Consider the following 20,825-nt stretch of genomic DNA (forward strand, 5'->3'; position numbering starts at 1 on the left):
GGAGGGCGATGACGGACAGGCGGATGCCTGCTGCCGCCCCCCTCGTGTACGTGGATTTCAGGGGGGTTCAGTGTTAGTCAAGCCGGCTTCCTCGTAACCCGAGGCCCCTTGACCATGCCGTCCGAAAACGCCCACATCCGCAACTTCTCGATCATCGCGCACATCGACCACGGCAAGTCCACCCTGGCCGATCGCTTGCTCGACGCCACCGGTACGGTGACGAAGCGCGAGGCGCAGGACCAGTTCCTCGACAACATGGAGCTGGAGCGCGAGCGGGGCATCACCATCAAGGCCCAGTCGGTGCGGATGAACTACACCGCCCAAGACGGCCAGAAGTACGTGCTCAACCTCATCGACACCCCGGGACACGTCGACTTCGCCTACGAGGTGAGCCGCTCGCTCGCCGCGTGCGAGGGCGCGCTCCTGGTGGTGGACGCCTCCCAGGGCGTCGAGGCCCAGACGCTCGCCAACGTCTACATGGCGTTGGATCACAACCTGGAGATCATCCCGGTCATCAACAAGATCGACCTGCCGAGCGCCGACGTGGAGCGCACGCGCACGGAGATCGAGGACGTGATCGGCATCGACGGCTCCAGCGCCGTGCCGGCCTCCGCCAAGGAGGGCATCGGCATCAAGGACATCCTCGAGGCGGTGGTGAAGACCGTGCCGCCCCCCTCGGGAGACCCCGCCGCTCCGCTGCGCGCGCTCATCTTCGACAGCTGGTACGACAACTACCGCGGCGTGGTGACGCTGGTGCGCGTGCTCGAGGGCACGCTCAAGCTCAAGCAGAAGATCAAGCTGTGGAGCAACAACAAGGCCTTCGAGGTGCAGGAGCTGGGCGTCTTCAGCCCGTTCTCCCGCCCGGTGCAGCAGCTCATCGCGGGCGAGGTGGGCGTGCTGGTGGCCAACGTGAAGGAGCTGCAGGACGCCAAGGTGGGTGACACCGTGACGGAGGAGCTGCGCCCCACGGACGCGCCCTTCCCGGGCTTCAAGGAAGTCAAGCCCATGGTGTTCTCCGGCATCTTCCCGGTGGACTCCGAGCAGTACGAGGGCCTGCGCGACGCGCTGGCCAAGCTCAAGCTCAACGACGCGGCCTTCACCTACGAGCCCGAGTCCTCCACGGCGCTCGGCTTCGGCTTCCGCTGCGGCTACCTGGGCCTGCTCCACATGGAGATCGTCCAGGAGCGTCTGGAGCGCGAGTACAACCTGTCGCTCATCACCACGGCGCCCTCGGTGGTCTACCGCATCACCGACTCGCAGGGCGCGGTGACGCACGTGGACAACCCGGCCAAGCTGCCGCCGGTGCAGAAGATCGCCAAGTTCGAGGAGCCCGTCCTCACCTGTCACATCCACGTGCCCAACGACTACCTGGGCGCGGTGCTCAAGCTGTGCCAGGACAGGCGCGGCGTGCAGAAGGACATGAAGTACCTGGGCACCAGCGGCACGCGCGTGCAGGTGACGTACGAGATGCCGCTCGCCGAGGTCGTCTTCGACTTCTTCGACAAGCTCAAGAGCGTCACGCGCGGCTACGCCAGCCTCGACTACGAGCTGGCCGGCTACGTGGAGGCGGACCTGGTGCGCCTGGACATCCTCATCAACGGCGATCCCGTGGACGCGCTCAGCGTCATCGTCCACAAGGAGCGCGCCTACCAGCGCGGCCGCGAGGTGTGCCAGAAGCTCAAGGAAGTCATTCCCAAGCAGATGTACGAGGTGGCCATCCAGGGCGCCATCGGCGCGAAGATCATCTCGCGCGAGACGATCTCCGCCATCCGCAAGAACGTGCTCGCCAAGTGCTACGGCGGTGACATCAGCCGCAAGCGCAAGCTCCTGGAGAAGCAGAAGGAGGGCAAGAAGCGCATGAAGCAGGTGGGCTCGGTGGAGATCCCGCAGGAGGCCTTCCTCGCGGTGCTCAAGACGGAGGAATAGCCCATGTCCCTCAGCGCCACCTCACCGACCGGCTTCGAGGCCACCCTGTCCGCCCGCCAGAGTCCCGAGCAGCTCAAGGCGAGCCGCGCGCTCCTGTGGCGCGAGCGGCTCACCAGCCTGTGGGCGCCCCTGGTGGTGATCGGCCTGGCGTACATTCCCTACCTGCTGCTCATCGAGTTCATCCCCGAGGCCGCCGCGTGGGGCCAGCCGCTCATGCAGGCGCTGGCGGGGGGCATGGTGCTGTACTTCCTGGGGCTCTTGCTCTGGCGCCTGACGGTGCCCCGGGCCCGGGTGCTGCGCGCGCTCAGGAGCGAGGCGCGCGAGCTGCTCGAGGAGGTGGCGCGCATCCACAAGCGCGTGCCGGGGAAGATCTCCGCCGAGGCGTCCGTGCGGCTCGCCGAGCAGGCCATGCAGGTGGAGTCCGCCATCGTCGCCGGCGAGGTGCCGCGCCTGGAGCAGGAGACGCGGGCGTTCGACGCGCTCGCCACCCAGCTGCTCGGAGTCTGGCGCAAGCAGGACACCTGGGAGGTGATCTCCGGCTTCGCCAAGGCGTTCGCCGTGGCGGTCGTCATCCGCGTCTTCATCATCGAGCCCTACCGCATCCCCTCCGGCTCCATGCTGCCGACGCTGGAGATCGGCGATCAGGTCTTCATCAACAAGTTCCTCTACGGCGTGCGGCTGCCGTACACCAACTACGTGCCGTTCCAGATCGTCCGCGCCCCGGCGCGCGGGGACGTCATCGTCTTCAACAACCCCGTGCAGACGGACGTGGACTTCATCAAGCGCGTGGTGGGCGTGCCCGGGGACACCGTGGAGCTCGTCGACGGCGAGGTGCGCATCAACGGCGTGCCGCAGGAGCGCAAGTTGGTGGACGAGGATCTCATCGTCTACAACAAGCACGACACGCTCGGCTGGTTCCCCGAGCACCGGCGGCTCTACGAGGAGAACCTGTCGGGCAAGCGGCACGCGGTGCTCCAGGACGCCCCGGCCGCCCGCACGCCGCACGAGGGGCCCTACGTCGTCCCCGAGGGTCACGTCTTCGTCATGGGTGACAATCGGGAAAACAGTTCCGACAGCCGCTACGGCCTGGGCACCGGCATGGGCGTGGCGTTCGTGCCCTACGGCCACATCAAGGGCAAGGCCATGGTCATCTGGCTGGCGCTCGGCCACGGCGGCTGGTTGAGCGGCTTCTTCGGTGGAACCGGCCTGCGCACGGATCGCCTCTTCACGCCGGTGCGCTGAAACCCACGCTTGACGCCCCGCGCGTGCCACGGTACGCGGGGGCCTCATGCGTCATCTGTTGGGAATCGAGGGCTTGCGTCGCTCGGACATCGAGGCGCTGCTCGATCGGGCCGAGGCCCACCTGCATGGAAGTCCCGACGCCTCGCATGTGCTCCGGGGCAAGGTGGTGGCCAACCTCTTCTTCGAGGACTCCACCCGTACCCGCACCTCCTTCGAGATGGCCGCTCACGCGCTCGGGGCCGAGGTGCTCAACTGGACGATGGCGGGCTCGTCGGTGTCCAAGGGCGAGACGCTCCTGGACACCGCGCGCAACATCGAGGCCACCGGCCCCGTGGCGCTCATCATCCGCCACCGCTCCTCGGGCGCGCCCCACCTGGTGGCCCGGCACGTGCGCTGCGCCGTTGTCAACGCGGGGGACGGCACCCACGAGCACCCCTCGCAGGCCCTGCTGGACGCCTTCACGCTGCGCCGGCGCTGGGGGAAGCTCGATGGGCGCACGGTGCTCATCATCGGTGACATCCTCCACAGCCGCGTGGCGCGCTCCAACCTGCACTGCCTCACCGCGCTGGGCGCGAAGGTGGTGCTGTGTGGCCCGCCCACGCTCCTGCCCCCGGGGCTCGAGGCACTCGGGGCCCGCGTCACCTCGCGCCTGGACGAGGTGCTGCCCGAGGCGGACGCCGTCATGTGCCTGCGCGTGCAGTCCGAGCGCCAGAGCGAGAGCTTCTTTCCCTCGGCGCGCGAGTTCTCCCGGCTGTTCGGACTCAACGCCGCCCGCGCCGAGCGGCTCAAGCCGGAGGCGCTCGTGCTGCACCCCGGTCCCATGAATCGCGGGGTGGAGATCGCTCCCGCAGTGGCCGATGGTCCCCACAGCGTCATCCTCGAGCAGGTGGCGCACGGGGTGGCCGTGCGCCGTGCCGTCCTGGAGGTGGTGTGCCGATGAAGCCGACGACAGTGCTGCTGCGCCGCGGACGCGTCATCGATCCGCGCCACGGTGTGGATGGGGTGCGGGACGTGCTGGTGCGCGACGGGGTGGTGGCCCAGGTGTCCGAGGCCCCGCTCGACGCGCCGCCGGACGCCCAGGTGGTGGACGCCCAGGGCCGCTGGGTGCTGCCGGGTTTCATCGACTTGCACGTGCACCTGCGCGAGCCGGGCGAGGAGGGCAAGGAGACGGTGCTCACCGGGAGCCGCTCGGCGGTGGCGGGGGGCTTCACCGCGGTGGTGGCCATGCCCAACACCAAGCCCGTCAACGACAGCGTGCTCGTCACCGAGTACGTGAAGGCCAAGGCGCGCGAGGCGGGGCTGTGCCGGGTGTACCTGGCGGGCGCCATCACCAAGGGCCTGCAGGGCGAGGAGATGGCGGAGATGGGAGCGCTCGTGGCCGCCGGCTGCGTGTGCATCACCGACGACGGCCGCCCGGTGATGAACGCCGGCCTCATGCGCCGTGCGCTCCAGTACGCCACCCAGTTCGACCTGCCCGTCATGGTGCACGAGGAGGATCTGACGCTGTCGGGCAAGGGCGTGATGCACGAGGGGCCCACCTCCACGCGCCTGGGGCTCATCGGCATTCCGCCCTCGGCCGAGGTGGCCATGGTGGCGAGAGATCTCGTGCTCCTGGAGGAGACGCGCGGTCGGCTGCACGTGGCCCACGTGTCGTGCGAGGGGAGCGTGCGGCTCATCCGCGAGGCCAAGCGCCGGGGCCTGCGCGTCACCGCCGAGGCCACCCCGCACCACTTCACCCTGGAGGACGAGGCGGTGGGGGACTACGACACCCACGCCCGGATGAATCCGCCCCTGCGCACCCGCCAGGACGTGCTGGCCGTGCGCGAGGCGCTCGCGGATGGAACGATTGACGCCATCGCCACCGATCATGCGCCCCATGGCGTGCTGGAGAAGCAGGTGGAGTTCGACAAGGCGTGGAATGGCGTGGTGGGACTGGAGACCGCCCTGGGGCTCACCCTGGCGGCGGTGCGCGAGGGCGCGCTGAGCCTCACGCGGGCCGTGGCCCTCTTGTCGGACGGGCCGGCGAGGGCATTCGGCCTGCCGGGCGGCCACCTGGCCGTCGGGGCTCCAGCGGACATCACGGTGGTGGAGCCGGACGTGGAGTGGACGGTGGATGCGACGCGGTTCTTCTCCCGCAGCCGCAACACCCCCTTCCATGGCCGGCGTTTGACGGGCCGGGTCGCCCAGACATGGGTGGGCGGACGGCTGGTCTTCGAGAACGGGCAGACGAAGGAGTCCAGGTCATGAAGAGGGCCGTGCTGGCGTTGGCGGATGGCACCACCTTCGAGGGTCGCGCGCTGGGCGCGTCCGGCGAGACGGTGGGTGAAGTGGTGTTCAACACGTCGATGACCGGCTACCAGGAGATCCTCACCGACCCCTCCTACGTCGGGCAGATCGTCACCATGGCGTACCCGGAGATGGGCAACGTGGGCGCCAACCCCGGCGACGAGGAGTCGCTCAAGCCGCACGCGGTGGGCATGGTGGTGCGCAACGCCTCGGCGCAGCAGTCCAACTGGCGCGCCCAGGAGACGCTCGACGCCTACCTCAAGCGCCACGGGATCGTGGGCATCGAGGGGCTCGACACCCGCAGGCTCGTGCGCCACCTGCGCATCAACGGCGCGCAGATGGGCGTCGTCTCGACGGAAGGCCACTCGGCGAACGCCCTGGTGGAGCGCGCCCGCAACGCCCGGGGCATGGAGGGCATGGACCTGGCCACCGGCGTGTCCACCGACAAGCCCTACCTCTTCACCACCCCGTCTCCGTCCCTGCTCGGCGAGGAGCCGCGCCCCGTCGTCGAGCCGCGCTTCGACGTGGTGGCCTACGACTACGGCCTCAAGCGCTCCATGCTCCACTACCTGGTGGACGTGGGGTGCCGGGTGAAGGTGGTGCCCGCGGGGACCACCGCCGAGCAGGTGCTCGCCGACAAGCCCCATGGCGTCTTCCTCGCCAACGGCCCCGGGGATCCGGCGGCGGTGAAGGGCGCGGACAAGGTGGTCGCCTCGCTGCTCGGCAAGGTGCCTGTCTTCGGCATCTGCCTGGGCCATCAGATCCTCGCCCTGGCGCTGGGCGGGCGCACCTACAAGATGAAGTTCGGCCACCGCGGCGCCAACCAGCCGGTGAAGGATCTGCTCACGGGCAAGGTGGAAATCACCAGTCAGAATCATGGTTTCGCCGTGGACGACGCCAGCGTGAAGGGCAGGGCGGTGGTGAGCCACCTCAACCTCAACGACGGCACCGTGGAGGGCCTGAACGTGCCGGACGCCCGGGCGTTCAGCGTCCAGTACCACCCGGAAGCCTCGCCGGGGCCCCATGACGCCCGCTACCTCTTCACCCGCTTCGCGAAGCTGATGGCCGGAGAGTAGGATCTCGCCGCCCCCATGGAATCCCCTCTTTCGCCCCTGTCGTACCAACCCTACCTGGATCAGCTCATCGCCTTCGGGAGTCAGGAAGCGCGCAAGCCGGACCTGCTCGTCGCCAAGGCCGAGTACCTGCGCCTGACGGGCGAGGTGTTCGAGGACGACCAGCTCTTCGAGCTGCGCATGGCGTCCTTCCTGGACTACTACCTGTACGATCGCGTCTCGCCCGCGTCCGGCAAGACGCCGGCGGCGGAGCTGTACGAGCTGCGGCTGCAAAGCGGGCCGCCCGAGGAGGCCAACGCCTTCCGGTGCTTCACGGAGACGGTGCACGGCCTCTTCGAGGTGCGCAAGCTGGGCAAGGGTCTGGTGCGCCTGCGCGAGCTGCACTCGGGCAAGGACTTCGACGTCACCGAGCGCCGCCACATGGTGGGCCTGGAGACGGGGGACGTGCTGGAGGCCCGGCTCATCCCCTTCGCCGGCCATCTGCTCTTCTCCTCGGCCTTCTGCTTCCACCCGCGCGTGGCGGTGAAGGCCATCAAGGCCGAGGCCAAGCGCCGCAAGAAGAAGGAGCCCGAGCGCCCTCCCGTGGAGATGGTGTGGGAGTGTGCCCGGCGCGCGGTGAAGGCCGAGCGCTACAAGCAGATCGCCGTCGAGCGCATCTACGACTTCTCGCAGACGACGCCCTGGTTGGCGTCCGCGAGCTAGTTCTCCTCGGGGAAGGTCGAGGCCCGGCTCCGGGCCTCCCTCTCCGAGCCGTGTGATTCCCCCCCACATTCCCATGTCCCATTGCGTCAAGAGGCGCGCGAGTTTCTTCGCGCAAATCACGACTTTCTCGCTTGTCATCCCCGACTGAGGGGCGTATAAAACGCTCAATAACGGAATTTTCCTCCCCACCTGTATTCCGGAGAGACGATGAAAACCTTGAAGTCCACGGCGAAGCGGGTCCTGAAGTCCTTCCTCGGTGGCGCGGCGCTGGCGGCGGCGGGCCTGTGCTTCGCTCCGGGCACGGCCTCGGCCGCCCAGTGCGTGGTGCAGTCGACGGGAGGCCACATCCCGGCGGCCAAGCTCGTCTCGCTGGATCAGGCGGCCCTGGTCACCGTCACCTTCTGCAATGGCACCGCGGGCTACAAGAGCCAGACGTTCCTGGTGCGCCCCGATGGCACCGTGCACGTGGGCACCGGCAACACCACGCCCACGGGGACGGAGTACGAGGTGGGCACGTTCCTCAAGGGCGGCGAGCTCGTCTTCGCCATCCGCGTGCCCGAGACGGGCTACACCTATTACTCGGGTCCGGGCAGCCGGAATCCGGATGGCATCGTCCATGCCGCGGTGACCGACCTGGGCAACAACAACTACCACGTCGGCTTCGAGGACCTCTACGCGAGCGGTGACGCGGACTACGACGACATCAACCTCGTCGTCACCTCCACCGCGCTCGTCGTCGTTCCCGCCGATGAGACGGATACCGATGGCGACGGTATCATCGACTACGTCGACAACTGCGTCTCCATCCCCAACGCGGACCAGAGCGACATCGACGGCGACGGCGTGGGTGACGCGTGCAGCACGTACGGCACCTGGTCGCCCACCGGCCCCATGTTCCAGGTCCGCATCCTCCACACCGCCACCAAGCTGAACGATGGCCGCGTGATGGTGACCGGCGGCTACAACCCCTCCACGGAGATCTACGATCCCGCCACGGGCGCCTGGACGCGCTTCGCCGACTCGCGCACCAACCACCGCTACCACACCGCCACCAAGCTGAACGACGGGCGCGTGCTGATCGTCGGCGGTGATGGCGCCAGCGCCACCAAGTCCGCCGAAATCTACGACGCGGCCAGCAACACCTGGACGCTCACCGGCAACCTGGCCACGTTCCGCTCGCGCCACACGGCCGCGCTCCTGCCCTCGGGCAAGGTGCTGGTGGTGGGTGGCATCGAGAAGGCGACGGGCGCCGCGGTGGCCTCCGCCGAGCTGTATGACCCGGCCACGGGCACCTGGAGCGCCACGGGCGGCATGAACGAGGCGCGCGCCAACTTCACCCTCACGCAGCTGGCCGATGGCAAGGTGCTCGCTACGGGCGGCGGCACCGGCGAGGTGCGCTCGGCCTCCGCCGAGGTGTACAACCCGGCCACCGGCACCTGGACGCGTGTGGGCAACATGGCCCAGGGCCGCAACTCCCACGCCGCCGCCCGGCTCGCCAACGGCAAGGTGCTCGTGATGGGCGGCGCCATCGACGGCACGCCCTCCACCACCGCCGAGCTGTTCGACCCGGCCACCGGCACCTTCTCCGCCACCGGCAACATGCACCAGCCGCGCCGCAACCACACCGCCACCTTGCTCCCCACGGGCCTGGTCGCCGTCGCCGGCGGGTACGACAAGTTCACCGGCACCCACGGCAAGGCGGAGATGTACAACCCGCTGACCGGCACGTGGATCCCCACCACCGAGATGATCGAGCACCGCTACTCGCACACCGCGACCCTGCTCGATGACGGCAAGGTGCTCGTGGCCGGCGGCATCAGCGTCGCCGTGGAGAACCAGGTCACCGCCGAGGTCCTGCACTAAGCACCGGTTCCCGTCGTGACCCGAGGGGCCCTGGCCACCGCGATTCCTTCGCGGGCCAGGGCCCCTCTCGCGTTTCCGCTCCTCGGAGCAGCTCGACTTCCCCGCGCGGACGAGCGCCTGGGGAGTTTCTGGCGGCCCCCTTGTCAGGTTGCCGGACGCGGCTGCGTACGGTGCGCCCGATGACTCAGATCCGCCTGCTTCCGCTGCTCGCGCTGCTCCTCGTTGCCTGTCATTCCCCCCAGACCGCGGAGCCCCCCGATGATCCGGGGACTCAACCCCCTCCCGGGCCCACCTTCACCGTCCACGCGCCGCATGACGCTCCGTCGCCCTACAGGAGCGTCCACGTGCTGCTCGGCGATGGACGCAGGTTCCGGGAACGCCTCGACGAGAATGCCGTGGCGCGCTTCCATGATCCCGCCATCGTGGGGCCCCAGGACGTGAGCTTGGTGATCGTGTACGCCTCTGGGGAGGTGAAGGTGCAGACCTACCTCGCGCTCGAGGGGACCGAGGTCTGGTTGCCCTCCATCACGAACTCGATCTCGAGCGTTCCCTGGACGAAGCAGGGCACGCTCACCGGCCGGGTGACGGGCGTGGTCGATCCCAGGTTCCTGTCCGTCTCCGCGAGTGGCAAGGGGCTCTACGGCTTCACGAAGTTGGGCGCGGAGGGCGCCTTCAGCATCGACCTCCGTGGTGACGAGCCCGGCACCGTGAACCTCTTCGCCCAGGAGACCGATGACTCCGGGCAGAACGTCCTTCGGGTGGGGCTCCAGCGGGGCATCGCCGTGGGCTCCGGCGCGACCGTTGGCGGACTGGGCCTCGAACTCAATCACCCGGTGGATCAAACGCTCGACGTGACGGTGGGGGGCCGTGGGGCGCGGGGCGGCGAAATGACCGCCTCGCTCCAGTACTTCCTGGACGGCCAGTTCCTCTTCCAGACGAGTGCCTACGGGACACTGCCCCTCTCGGTTCCCGCGATCGCCCGGACGGCCCCCTTCGATGCCCTCACCCCGAGGCTCCGCATCTCCTCGGGTTCGTCGTCGACGTTCCCCGAGGGCTCGCTTCAGACGGAGGTGCCCGTGGGCGCCGCCTCCTCCGTGACGGCCACCTTCCTGGCGCCCCTGCGCATCACCTCGCCGGCCGTGGGTCCCCTGGAGGCTCCGGGCAGTGCCTCGCGCTCGGGCCTGGTCCTGAGCTGGATTCCCGATGGCTCCGCGCACCTGACGGAGGTAACCCTCATGAGGGTAGGGGAACCGGGTCCCCTGGCCTGGAGCGTGATGGCGCCCACGTCCATCACCTCGTTCACTCCCTTCGCGCTCCCCGCGGACCTGGCCCCGGTCACCACCTTCCCCGCGGGCGCCCACGTCGTGTGGGCGACCACCACCTGGTGGGCCCACGCGAGCGGCTATGCGGACTTCTTCACCGGACGCCTGGAGCGCGACCCGGGCATGGAGATCCGTGACACCCAGCTCTTCGCCCACGTCGAGCTCCAGTAGCGGGACGGGTTCTCACCTGGGTTTTTCCGGCCCTGGCGTGGCGGCCTCGTCTGGTGCCGCGCCGGGCGCCAGGAGATCCGTTGGCATGCGGATGGTGAAGCGGGCGCCCCCATCCGGGAGGTTGTCGGCGGAGATGATCCCGCCATGGGCCTCGACAATCTCCCGGCTCACGTACAGTCCCAGACCCAGCCCGCCGTAGTGGCTCATGGGCGCCGCGCGCTCGAACCTGCCGAACAGCCGGGGCATGTCCTTCTCCGGCAGGCCGGGTCCCCTGTCGGTAATGACGAGGATCGCCTCGGCGCCCTCCCGCGCCATCGAGATCTCGATCGGGTGGCCGGCCGCGTACTTGAACGAGTTGGACAGCAGGTTGGTGACCACCTGCTCGATGCGGAGCCGATCCCACGTGCCCTCGATGGGCGGTGCTTCCCGGACGAGGAGCTGACAGTCGGCCGAGGCGGCCGTGTCGCGCAGGCGCTCGGCGAGATCCCGCACGGTGGCGACCAGCTCGATGCGCTCCGGGTGGAGGGTGAGCCGGCCGGTGGAGATCCGGGAGACATCGAGCAACGTCTCGACGAGATGGGACAGCCGCGCGGTGCTGCGCAGCGCGCGTTCGAGCCGGGCCTCGTGCTTGTGCTCGAGGGACGCCATGTCCCGTCTCAGGCCCTGGAGCTGGAGCTGGAGCGCCGTGACCGGGGTCTTCAGCTCGTGCGCGGCGATGGAGAGGAACTCGTCGCGCAGCCGGATCGCCTCCTGGCTCTGGGCGAGTTGGAGGCGTTCCTCCTCCGTGCGCTTGTGTTCGGTGAGGTCGCGCGTCACCTTCGAGAAGCCCAGGAGGACGCCTTTCGCGTCCCGCATCGCGGTGAGGGTCGCGCTGGCCCAGAAGAGCGAGCCGTCCTTGCGCACGCGCCAGCCCTCGTCCTCGACGCGGCCGTCCCGCTCGGCGGCCTCGAGCTGCAGGGCGGGCTTGTTCCTCGCGAGGTCCTCGGGCGGGTAGAAGCGCGAGAAGTGCTCGCCGACGATCTCCCGGGCCGAGTAGCCCTTGAGGTGGGCCGCTCCGTCGTTCCAGGTCATCACCCGCCCCTTGGGGTCCAACATGAAGATGGCGTAGTCCTTCACGCTGGAGACCAGCAGCCGGAAGCGCTCCTCGCCACGCCGCAGCAGCTCCTCGTTCTTGCGGCGCTCGGTGAGATCCCGGGTGATCTTGGCGAAGCCCCGCAGGCGGCCCTCCTCGTCGCGCACGGCGGTGATGATCACGTTCGCCCAGAAGAGCGAGCCGTCCTTGCGCACGCGCCAGCCCTCGTCCTCGACGCGGCCCTGCTCGGCGGCCTCGCGCAGCAGATCCCACGGCTTGCCCCGCGCTACATCCTCCTCCATGTAGAAGCGGCTGAGAGGTTGACCGATGATCTCCTGGGCCTGGTAGCCCTTGAGGCGCTGGGCGCCGGGGTTCCAGCTATTCACCCGCCCGTCGGGCTCCAACATGAAGATGGCGTAATCCTTGATGCTCGCGACGAGCAACCGGAAGCGCTCCTCGCTCTGGCGGAGCTGTTCCTCCGCCTTGCGGCGCTCGGTGAGATCCCGGGTGATCTTGGCGAACCCCACCAGCTTGCCCGTGGGGTCGCGCATGGCGGTGATGATCACGTTCGACCAGTACTGCTCGCCATTCTTGCGGATGCGCCAGCCTTCCTCCTCGAAGCGGCCCTCGGTCGCGGCGCACCGCAGCTCGCGCTCGCACTTGCCGGCGACGATGTCCGCCGGAGGGTAGAAGAGGGAGAAGTGCCTCCCCTGGATCTCCCCCAGCGTGTAGCCGTTGATGCGCTCGGCGCCCTTGTTCCACGTCTTCACGTGCCCGGTGGGATCGAGCATGAAGACGGCGTAGTCCTCGATGTTGTCGAGGATCATCTTCGCGCGCTCTTCTTGAAGGGTCGACAGCTCCACGACGGCCGACGAACTCTGGTCACGCATGGCGCCGAGCCCCGCTCGAGGCGCGGGCGAGGTGCACGCCGCGGCCATGGAGCGCGGAGAGTGGATCGAAGGTGGTTCCGAGCACTGGGTGAAAGTCGTGCATGGTGGAGTTCTTGACGCAGGATGCGCCCGGTACAAGGCCCAATCCGAGACGATGCCACGTGTTCAACGGCCGGCCCGTGACGCGGCGCGCCCAATGAGCAACCACACGCGACGGATACGCCGTCGCCAGAATGGACGGGAGCTCCGCCAGGTTTTTGTTGTTCCAACAGTGTAATGCACCAGACCGTTCCCCGGACGGGCACCGGTTCCGGGTGGAGGAACGGGGGTGCTCCCCAGCTTCTCCCGGAGCCGACGGAAGGGTGGCCATGTCCGGCTGCTCGCCAACGGCTAGAGGCCTGTTCGCGAGGAGAGCGGGAGTTCGAGCGTGGCCACGGCGCCCCGGTGGGGCCCATCACTGCGCAGGGTGAGCTGGCCTTTCATCAGCTTCGCGGCCAGCGCGCTTGAGTGCAGTCCGAAGCCATGGCCATCCTTGCGCGTGGTGAAGCCGTGGGTGAACAGGCTGTCCATCAGCTCCGGCGCGATGCCCACCCCGTCATCCTCCACCTGGATGCGCGCCACGTTCCCCTCCGCCGACAGCCGCACCCAGAGGTTGCGCTTGCCCTCGGGCATCTGGCCCAGCGCGTGGTTGGCGTTGCTGATGAGGTTGATGAGGATCTGCATCACCTTGTGCTTGTCCGCGCTCACCCGGGGCAGCGCCGACAGCTCCCGGTGGAGGCTGACGCCGTGGCGCTCCAGCGCCGCGAGCTGGATGCGCAGCGCGTCGTCGATGAGCTGGCCCAGGTCGCACTCCTCCGTCAGCAGCGCGTTGCGCGCGTAGGTCTGCTGCACCTGGATGATGGCGCGGATGTGCTCGATGTGCCGGCTCATCGCATCCATGTCCTCCATGAGGCGCATCTGATCCTTCATCAGCTCGTCACTCAGGGCGGCGAGGTAGTCCGGCAGGTGGCCGCCGCGCGGATCCTTCGTCAGGAAGTCCGCCAGCTCCTGGCGGTGCTCCACCAGCAGGGCCGAGGCCTGCTTCAGCCGGCCCACGCGCAGGGCGCCCACGGCCTTGCGCATCATCTCCAGGTGGATGACGGCGCTGGTGAGCACGTTGCCCACGTTGTGCAGCACGTTGGAGGCCACCTCCGTCATGCCCACCTCCCGCGCGGCGTCCACCAGGCGGGCCTGGGCCTGCTTGAGCTCGTGCGTGCGCTCCTCCACCCGCCGCTCCAGCTCGTCGTTGGCCTGGTACAGCTCCATCCGGGCGCGCTGCACGTCCTCGTACAGCCGCGCGTTCTCGATGGAGATGGCCGCCTGGGAGGCGAGGTGCCCCAGGATCGCCAGCCGCGCCGGGCTGAAGGCATTGGTGGCCAGGTTGTTCTCCAGGTAGAGGGCCCCGGAGAACACCTCCTGGCGGATGAGCGGCAGGCACAACACCGAGCGCGCCGTGCCGCGCGCCAGGTAGGGATCGGCCGAGAACGCATGGGGCTTGGAGGCATCGCCGATGAGCACGTGCTCGCGCGTGCGCCGGACATAGGCGAGGAGCGTCCACGGCAGCTCGTGGTGGGCGGCCTCGTCCGGCGCCAGCGTGGCGCCGTCCGGTGAGAGCCGGAAGAGGGCCGCCACCGCGAGCGTGTTCTCCTGGGACAACAACAGGGCGCCCCGCTGCGCGCCCGCGTTCTCGATCGCCGCCTTCATCAGCGCCGTCACCAGGCGCTCCAGCACGATCTCGCCGGAGACGGCCTGCTGGGCCTTGACCACCGTGAGCGCGTCGATGTGGGAGGAGTCCGCGCCGCTGGTGGTCGTGGTCTGCGCGTCCCGGCGGGACTCCGGGGCCGCGAGGTACGGCCACTGGGACTCGAGCTGCCGCACCTTGGCGTGGGCGCCCCATTGCTGGTACGCCGCGTGGGCCTGGTGCGCGAAGCCCTGGGCGACGAGGGGCAGGCGGCGCGCGCGCCAGAAGTTCGCCGCGAGCTCACTGGCGAGTCCCTGGTACTGGGGGGCCCCGCTCTCCTGGGCCGCGTGGATGGCCTCCTCGTAGGCGTGGATGGCCTCCTCCGACCGCGCCTCGACCCGGGCCCACTCCGCGAAGACGAGCCGCTCGAGCGCGCGGAAGTTCTCGGGGCACAGCTCCGCCCATTCCGCGAGCCGCTGGTGGTGCTGTGCGATGGCCGCCAGGTCCTCCTGGCGCCGCTGGGGCGGGGCCGCCTCCAGGCACGCGGCCAGGGTCAGGGCGCGGAAGAAGTGGCCCTCGCGCGCATTGAGGTTGCCGGTGGTGGCCCAGAGCAACCCGGCCACCTGCTCCGCGGCTTCACGCGCTTCCTCGTAGGCGCCGCACATGAAGCGCGACTGCAACTTGAAGATCCAGTAGTGACTGCGCGTGGCGCCCATGCGCTGGGGCGTCATTCGCGCCTCGTAGGCCCGCTCCTCGAAGCCGTCCCCGTCCAGGCTCTGGAACGACGGGGTGTGGCCGCGCAACTGCTGCACGTAGCGCTGCACCACGAGGAGCCATTCGTGGGGATCCACGAAGCCCATCTTGCGCACGACCTCGCCGCGCGCGAGCGTCTCCTGGTAGACCTCGTCCAGGGGGTGCCCCATGGCGAGGCGCAGGGTGACGAGCGCGGAGCCACAGTAGGAGGCGGACGAGGTGCTCCCCGTTTGCCGCGCATGGACCAGCCCCTCGAGGATGTACTCCCGTGCCCGGGCGAGGGGTTCGACCCAGATGCTGCAGAAGTGGGTGCTCAGCAGCACCCCCGGCCGGTAGGGCAGCCCGTGCCGGTCGACGAACCCGAGGGCGAGCCGCGCGAAGGCCATTCCTTCCCGGTGGCGCCTGAAGAACGAGCCGGTGATGACGCCGAACCAGGCGTACCCGCTCACGGCGTCGGCCACGAAGCCGTGGCGCAGGGTGAGGGAGACGATCCGGCTCAGGATGACGATGAGCAGCTGGGGATTGGTGGAGTGGGCGGGGGGGAAGAGCTTGAAGAGGGCGGCCACGCCCATCTTCATGTCCGGGTCGGTCATGAGGGGCAGCCCGGCGAGGCTCTCGATGGGGCGTGAGCCCAGCAGGTTCCACACCTCTTCATGGGCGGCCACCGCCTCTTCCCAGGTGGGCTGGAGCGACACCGGCATGCCGAGCATCGCCAGGCAGGCCATGACGCGGTCCATGCCCTGGAGGAACTCCCCCCGGGCGAAGTGGATGTCCTGAAGCAGGAAGGAGACGGCCACGGTGTCCGCGCGGGTGTGTGCCCGGGGGCTCAACTCCGCGGCCAGCCGCTGGGCCTCGGAGGTGTTGCCGCTCATGAACTCCAGGCGGGTCAGGGCGAGCCGCGCCTTGAAGGCCAGCTCGGGGTCCGTCTCCCAGGGGTCCCCGGGAATGAGCGCGAAGGCCGTGGTGAAGTAGGCGCGGGCGGGGTTGAGCGCGAGCGCGATCTGCGCCTTCACCCCCGCCTCGACGTTGAGCCGCGCGAGCCGGTGGCGCTCCGCGGGCTCCCCGATCAGGGCCACCGCGGCGTTGAGCTGGTGCACCACGTCGAAGAGCGAGCCGGGCAGCTCCTCCGGGGTCAGGGTCTCGAGCAGCCACCGGCCGATGCGCAGGTGCACCCGCTGGCGCTCGGCCTCGGCGCTCAGCGCGTGGGCCGCCTGCTGGATGCGGTCATGCAGGAAGCGGTACTTCTCCGGACCCACGCGTCCCAACATGCCTTCCTGGAGCGCGGGCTCGAGGCCCTGCTCCACCTGGAGCACGTCGGGCTGCCCCAGGAGCATCCCCAACACCCGCGGGGAGAAGACATTGCCCGCGCAGGCCGCCAGCCGCAGCAGGTGCTGCGTGTCTGCGGGGAGCTGGCGCAGCTTGTCCACCATGAAGTCGACGATGTTCTCCGAGTAGTCCCGGGCCCGGACGCCTTCGTCATCCCACCGCCACCCGCCCTCGGGCAGGCGCACGAGCAGGCCGTCGTGGTGGAGCGTCACCAGCAAGCGCATCAGGAAGAAGGGATTGCCTCCCGTCTTCTCGTACAGCAGCGCCGCGAGGGGGGCGACCACGCCCGCGTCTGCTCCCGGGAGCGCATCGCCCACCAGTTGCTCCACCTGTGCCACGCCCAGTGGCCCCAGTTGGATGTCCGTGATCCGCACCCCCGCCTCGCGCAAGGTCTGCAAGGTCGACCTCAAGGGGTGGTCGGAGCCCAGCTCGTTGTCCCGATAGGCCGCCAGCCACAACACCGGAGGGCTCTCGGGCCCCGACAGCAGGTACTCGAGCATCCGCAGACTGGAGGCGCCCGCCCACTGCATGTCATCCAGGAACACCGCGGCCGGGTTCTCCCGCGTGGAGAACGCCGACGTGAACTGGCGCACCACCCGGAAGAAGCGGCGCTGCGCCTCGCTGGAGGGCAGCTCCTGGAGCGCGGGTTGCGGGCCCACCACCACTTCCAGCCGGGGCACCAGATCCACGAGCAGTTGACCATCGCCTTCCCAGGCCCGGTTCATCCGCTCGCGCCAGCCGGCGAGTTCCTCGTCGCTGCCGGCGAGCAGTTGTTGGACCAGCTCCTGGATGGTCTGGACCAGGGCCGAGTAGGGAAGTTCCCGCCGGAACTGATCGAACTTGCCGCTCAGGAAGAACCCGCGCCGCCGCACCATCGGCTTGTACAGCTCATGCACCACCGTGGACTTGCCGATTCCCGCGTACCCGCGGATGAGCAGCAGCTCCGGCCTGCCCGAGCTCGCCACGCGCTCGAAACCCTCGAGCAGGGCGTTCACCTGGGCGTCACGCCCATAGAGCCGCTGCGGCGGTTGGAAGCCATGGGGCATGTCCCGCGTCCCCAGGGGGAAGACCTCCCGCGTGCTCTGGCCCAGGGCGTCGCGGCACCGCTCCAGATCCACCTTCAAGCCCTCGGCGCTCTGGTAGCGCTCCTCGGCCACCTTCGCCAGCAGCTTCATCACGAGCGCGGACAGGGGCGGCGGCACCTGGGGATTCAGCTCGTGGGGGGGCCGCGGCTGGTGCGCCATGTGCGCGTGAAACCACTCGAGCGCGTCCTTCGCCTGGAAGGGCCTGCGCCCCGTGAGCAACTCGTAGAAGGTGACCCCCAGCGAATAGAAGTCCGTGCGGTAGTCCACCGGGCGGTTCATCCGCCCGGTCTGCTCGGGGGACATGTACGCCAGGGTTCCCTCGATCTGATGGGCGGGTGCCGCTCCCTGGTGCTCCACCTGATGCAGCGCCGCCACGCCGAAGTCGACCAGCCGCACCTCGCCCGACGGCTCCAGGAGGATGTTCGACGGCTTGATGTCCTTGTGGATGATGTGGTGGCGGTGGACTTCTCCCAGGATGGAGACCAGCGAGATGGCCAGGGGCAGGAACCGGGAGAGCTCCATCGGCTGGCTCCTGGACTCCGCCAGGGGCTGGCCCGCCACCTGCTCCAGCAGCAGCACGGGCCGCCCGTGGATCCACTCGCAGGAATAGGCGTGGGTCACCCCGCGCACGTCCCGGAGCCGGTGCAGGATGGTGAATTCCCGCCGGTACCGCTCCTTCTCGAGGATGCCAGGGGAGGGGGTCAGTGGTGTCTTGAGGATGAGCGGCACGCCATCGGCCTCGCGCACCGCGTTGAACAGCACGTTCGAACTCGTCGCGCGGAGCGTGCCAATGACCCTGTATCCCGGCATGTCCAACATGAAGAAGTGACCTCGTGGGCGGAAGCCGCTCCTCCAGCGAGGCGTGGCACCGGCGGAGTGGATCGTACGCCGTCCCAGGCGTGGCGCGGTGGGTGGAAGCGTCCCGGACCGCGAGTGTTTCCCCAAGGGAGGGTGCTGCTATCTTCTCCACCCATGTACAAGACGCTGCCGTGGCGCACCGTGTTGGAATCCAATAACGCCATGGTCAAGTCGCGTCCGCTGACCCAGGGAGAGTGGACGGGCAGGTACGAGGAGCCCGTGCTTCGGGAGCGCACCCTGCAAGCGAAGCAGGAGCACGAGGCGCACTTCAAGCAAGCGTTGAACGCCTACCAGTCGGACACCTGGTTCTACCCGGCCCTGCGCAGGCAGATCCGGGGGGCCTATGACGTGGTGCTGGGCTGGAATCACGCCCTGGTGCTGCGTCCGCTGGACCTGCATCTCTACGCCGTCGAGTGGATCCTCCGCTACTCCGCGGATGAGCAGCACCGGGTGCATGGCGGCGTGGGCATCGACGTGCACGAGGCGGGAACCCAGGGGCCCTGGACGGTGTATGCCGTTCGCCAGAAGGCCGTGCTGCGCCGGGTCACCACGTACAACGCCACGTCCTGCTCGGTCTCCGTGTTGTTCCCCGAGTCGGGGCAGGGGCGGATGGTCATCTCCCATATCGACGCCACCCCGCCCATTCCCTTCGGCGCCGCGCTCGCCTGGTGCGATGCCCACGACGAGAAGGTCATCCATCTGGAGAGGGCGGGGTTGAACAACACCCGCGCGTTGCGTGCCTTCTGCTCCATCTGTCCGGACACGGCGGAGGTGGCCAAGTTCAAGGACGGCGTCTGCCTGTCGGACGGGACGGGCAAGGGCTCGTCCTCCGGCTACGGCTCCGGGCGGACGATCTCCTCGCTGCTGCTCACGCGTGGAAGGCTCCGCGACCACCAGGTGTGCCCGATGGAGTTCAACACCCAGGCGGGACTGGTCTTCGAGCGGGGCAGGGCGCCGCTGTTCCGCGTCTTCCTGGGCAGCCCGCCACACCTCTATCCGGGCCTGGTTCCGGAGTCGGTGAAGCAGGACCTCGCCTCCGTGGTGACCCAGTACCGCAAGCAGCATCCGCTCAACGAGCTGATCCTCCGCAAACAGCGCGAGCTGGCCGCGCTCAACTCGACGCTCTTCGACCTGAAGCGCGGGCGCAAGGCGGAGGCACTCGGCCAGCAGCAGCGCGAGGCCGAGGAGACACTGGAGGAGCTCCAGTTCCTGCTCAAGGACAACGCGCCCCTGCCGCTCTTGCCGCTCCTGGACGACACGCATGGGCATGCCCGGCTCCACCAGGCCATCTACCAGCGGTTCGCCGATCGGCCCCCCCTGGCCGAGCTCGCGCGGACGCAGCCCTCGGCCGCGCTCACGCTCGCGTTCCACCAGGCCCTGACCGAGCCCGAGTCCCTGGCGAGCGAGGTGGTGGGCGAGGAGCTGCGCAAGTACTTCCGCTGCGTCGACTTCCCGCTCACCCCCCGGCTGCACCAGACGCTCTGGGCCCTGACGCGCTAGCCTTCCACGGGTGCCAGCTCGGCGTTCTGGCTGATGCGGCTGTAGAGCACCATGCCCACCACGATGAGCAGGGCCCCCACGAGACTGACCGGGGTGGGCCAGGACTCGCCCAGGAAGAACACGCCCAGCACCAGCGCGAAGAGCAGCTCCGTGGACTGGGTGGCTTCCACGGCGGCGAGTCCCACGGGGTTGTTGGCCACCAGGTGGGTGGCGTGGAAGAACAGCATGGTGCCGATGACCCCCGCCAGAAGGGCCACGCCCGCGGACTGCAGCACCTGGGTGGCGGGGGGCCACCCCACGCGGGCATAGCCATAGCTCGCCTCGACCAACCACAGGGGAATGCTTCCCAGGGTCATTCCCAGGGCGCGCTGGCCCGCATCCAGGTGGATGTCCTCGCGCTCCAGGTGCAGCATCAACCGGCGATTGCCCAGGGGATACGCGACGGCCGCGACGAGCACCATCAGCAACGCCAGCCAGGCGCTGGCCGGCATGGCCAGCTCGAAGTGGCCCAGTTGCAGGATGAAGACGCCCACGAGGATCAACGAGCCCATGCCCACAGCCTCCAGGGGGATCCGCCGCCGCTCATCCGTGTAGATGAAGGGCGAGAGCAGCGGGCACGCGATCGCCGAGACCTGGAAGGTCCCGGCGATGAGCCACGAGGGTCCATGATCCGCCGCCAGCGTCAGGAACGTATAGAAGACGCCAAAGCTCACCGTGCCCCAGAGGATCCACTCGTGGGGGTGCCGTTTCAATTCGGCCCATAGCGCGGGCCAGCCTCCCCGCACGGCCACGAGCACGAACAGCACGGGCAGCATGATGAAATAGCGCAGCGACGTGGTCCACGCCCAGAACCCACCTGTGGCCACCATGTTCCGGTTGAGCACATAGGTCATGGTGAAGAACAACGCCGCACCGAGACCGAGCAGGATGGCGGGGAGGGCGGACAAGGACTTTTTCATAGGTAGACGTCAAGGTGAATACACGAAGCCGTCTGATTATCCAACCCTCGCCGTGCGGCATCATTTCTCAGCTTCTT

Annotated in this window: 12 protein-coding genes; 9 read left to right on the top strand and 3 right to left on the bottom strand. The window is 68.9% G+C overall.

Going from position 1 to position 20,825, the window contains the following annotated elements; translation table 11 throughout:
* Nucleotides 1-114: 114 nt before the first annotated feature.
* From lepA to F0U63_RS21820, 8 genes are all read left to right on the top strand, one after another.
* Nucleotides 115-1,926, top strand: coding sequence for a translation elongation factor 4 (lepA, locus tag F0U63_RS21785; protein WP_395847831.1), 1,812 nt, complete (start codon nt 115-117; stop codon nt 1,924-1,926).
* A gap of 3 nt (nt 1,927-1,929) precedes the next feature.
* Nucleotides 1,930-3,168 (top strand): signal peptidase I, encoded by a 1,239-nt coding sequence (gene lepB, locus F0U63_RS21790; RefSeq protein WP_395847832.1) that lies wholly within the window; start codon nt 1,930-1,932, stop codon nt 3,166-3,168.
* Between the two features lie 46 nt (nt 3,169-3,214).
* Nucleotides 3,215-4,108 (top strand): aspartate carbamoyltransferase catalytic subunit, encoded by an 894-nt coding sequence (locus F0U63_RS21795; protein WP_395847833.1) that lies wholly within the window; start codon nt 3,215-3,217, stop codon nt 4,106-4,108.
* Complete coding sequence (locus F0U63_RS21800; RefSeq protein WP_395847834.1) at nt 4,105-5,415, top strand: dihydroorotase; 1,311 nt, start codon at nt 4,105-4,107, stop codon at nt 5,413-5,415. Before F0U63_RS21795 ends, F0U63_RS21800 begins: the two co-directional genes overlap by 4 nt.
* Entirely contained in the window at nt 5,412-6,530 is a 1,119-nt protein-coding gene (gene carA / locus F0U63_RS21805) for a glutamine-hydrolyzing carbamoyl-phosphate synthase small subunit (RefSeq protein WP_395847835.1), read from the top strand. Before F0U63_RS21800 ends, carA begins: the two co-directional genes overlap by 4 nt.
* A gap of 15 nt (nt 6,531-6,545) precedes the next feature.
* Nucleotides 6,546-7,229, top strand: coding sequence for a hypothetical protein (locus tag F0U63_RS21810; protein ID WP_095987152.1), 684 nt, complete (start codon nt 6,546-6,548; stop codon nt 7,227-7,229).
* A gap of 207 nt (nt 7,230-7,436) precedes the next feature.
* On the top strand, nt 7,437-9,092 hold the full coding sequence (locus F0U63_RS21815) for a kelch repeat-containing protein (protein WP_395847836.1): 1,656 nt from the start codon (nt 7,437-7,439) through the stop codon (nt 9,090-9,092).
* A gap of 179 nt (nt 9,093-9,271) precedes the next feature.
* Nucleotides 9,272-10,585, top strand: a complete 1,314-nt coding sequence (locus F0U63_RS21820) for a hypothetical protein (protein ID WP_395847837.1) — start codon at nt 9,272-9,274, stop codon at nt 10,583-10,585.
* A 12-nt stretch (nt 10,586-10,597) separates the two neighbouring features.
* Here F0U63_RS21820 and F0U63_RS21825 read toward each other — a convergent pair whose 3' ends face one another.
* Nucleotides 10,598-12,547: a PAS domain S-box protein gene (locus tag F0U63_RS21825; protein ID WP_395847838.1), complete on the bottom strand. Its 1,950-nt coding sequence runs from the start codon at nt 12,545-12,547 to the stop codon at nt 10,598-10,600.
* Between the two features lie 390 nt (nt 12,548-12,937).
* Nucleotides 12,938-18,250 (bottom strand): AAA family ATPase, encoded by a 5,313-nt coding sequence (locus F0U63_RS21830; RefSeq protein WP_395847839.1) that lies wholly within the window; start codon nt 18,248-18,250, stop codon nt 12,938-12,940.
* A 201-nt stretch (nt 18,251-18,451) separates the two neighbouring features.
* On the opposite strand from F0U63_RS21830, the gene F0U63_RS21835 reads away from it, so the two are divergent.
* Nucleotides 18,452-19,789: a hypothetical protein gene (locus tag F0U63_RS21835; RefSeq protein ID WP_395847840.1), complete on the top strand. Its 1,338-nt coding sequence runs from the start codon at nt 18,452-18,454 to the stop codon at nt 19,787-19,789.
* Here the strand turns inward: F0U63_RS21835 and F0U63_RS21840 are convergent.
* Entirely contained in the window at nt 19,786-20,736 is a 951-nt protein-coding gene (locus F0U63_RS21840; protein WP_395847841.1) for a multidrug resistance efflux transporter family protein, read from the bottom strand. The genes F0U63_RS21835 and F0U63_RS21840 overlap by 4 nt on opposite strands.
* Between the last annotated feature and the right edge of the window lie 89 nt (nt 20,737-20,825).

The organism is Cystobacter fuscus (assembly GCF_044360685.1).
GTDB classification, from domain to species: domain Bacteria; phylum Myxococcota; class Myxococcia; order Myxococcales; family Myxococcaceae; genus Cystobacter; species Cystobacter fuscus_C.

Excerpts from the sequence above, each read along its gene's own strand:
- lepA (WP_395847831.1), top strand. The coding sequence starts at position 115 with ATGCCGTCCGAAAACGCCCACATCCGCAACTTCTCGATCATCGCGCAC.
- lepB (WP_395847832.1), top strand. The coding sequence starts at position 1,930 with ATGTCCCTCAGCGCCACCTCACCGACCGGCTTCGAGGCCACCCTGTCC.
- F0U63_RS21795 (WP_395847833.1), top strand. The coding sequence starts at position 3,215 with ATGCGTCATCTGTTGGGAATCGAGGGCTTGCGTCGCTCGGACATCGAG.
- F0U63_RS21800 (WP_395847834.1), top strand. The coding sequence starts at position 4,105 with ATGAAGCCGACGACAGTGCTGCTGCGCCGCGGACGCGTCATCGATCCG.
- carA (WP_395847835.1), top strand. The coding sequence starts at position 5,412 with ATGAAGAGGGCCGTGCTGGCGTTGGCGGATGGCACCACCTTCGAGGGT.
- F0U63_RS21810 (WP_095987152.1), top strand. The coding sequence starts at position 6,546 with ATGGAATCCCCTCTTTCGCCCCTGTCGTACCAACCCTACCTGGATCAG.
- F0U63_RS21815 (WP_395847836.1), top strand. The coding sequence starts at position 7,437 with ATGAAAACCTTGAAGTCCACGGCGAAGCGGGTCCTGAAGTCCTTCCTC.
- F0U63_RS21820 (WP_395847837.1), top strand. The coding sequence starts at position 9,272 with ATGACTCAGATCCGCCTGCTTCCGCTGCTCGCGCTGCTCCTCGTTGCC.
- F0U63_RS21825 (WP_395847838.1), bottom strand. The coding sequence starts at position 12,547 with ATGCGTGACCAGAGTTCGTCGGCCGTCGTGGAGCTGTCGACCCTTCAA.
- F0U63_RS21830 (WP_395847839.1), bottom strand. The coding sequence starts at position 18,250 with ATGTTGGACATGCCGGGATACAGGGTCATTGGCACGCTCCGCGCGACG.
- F0U63_RS21835 (WP_395847840.1), top strand. The coding sequence starts at position 18,452 with ATGGTCAAGTCGCGTCCGCTGACCCAGGGAGAGTGGACGGGCAGGTAC.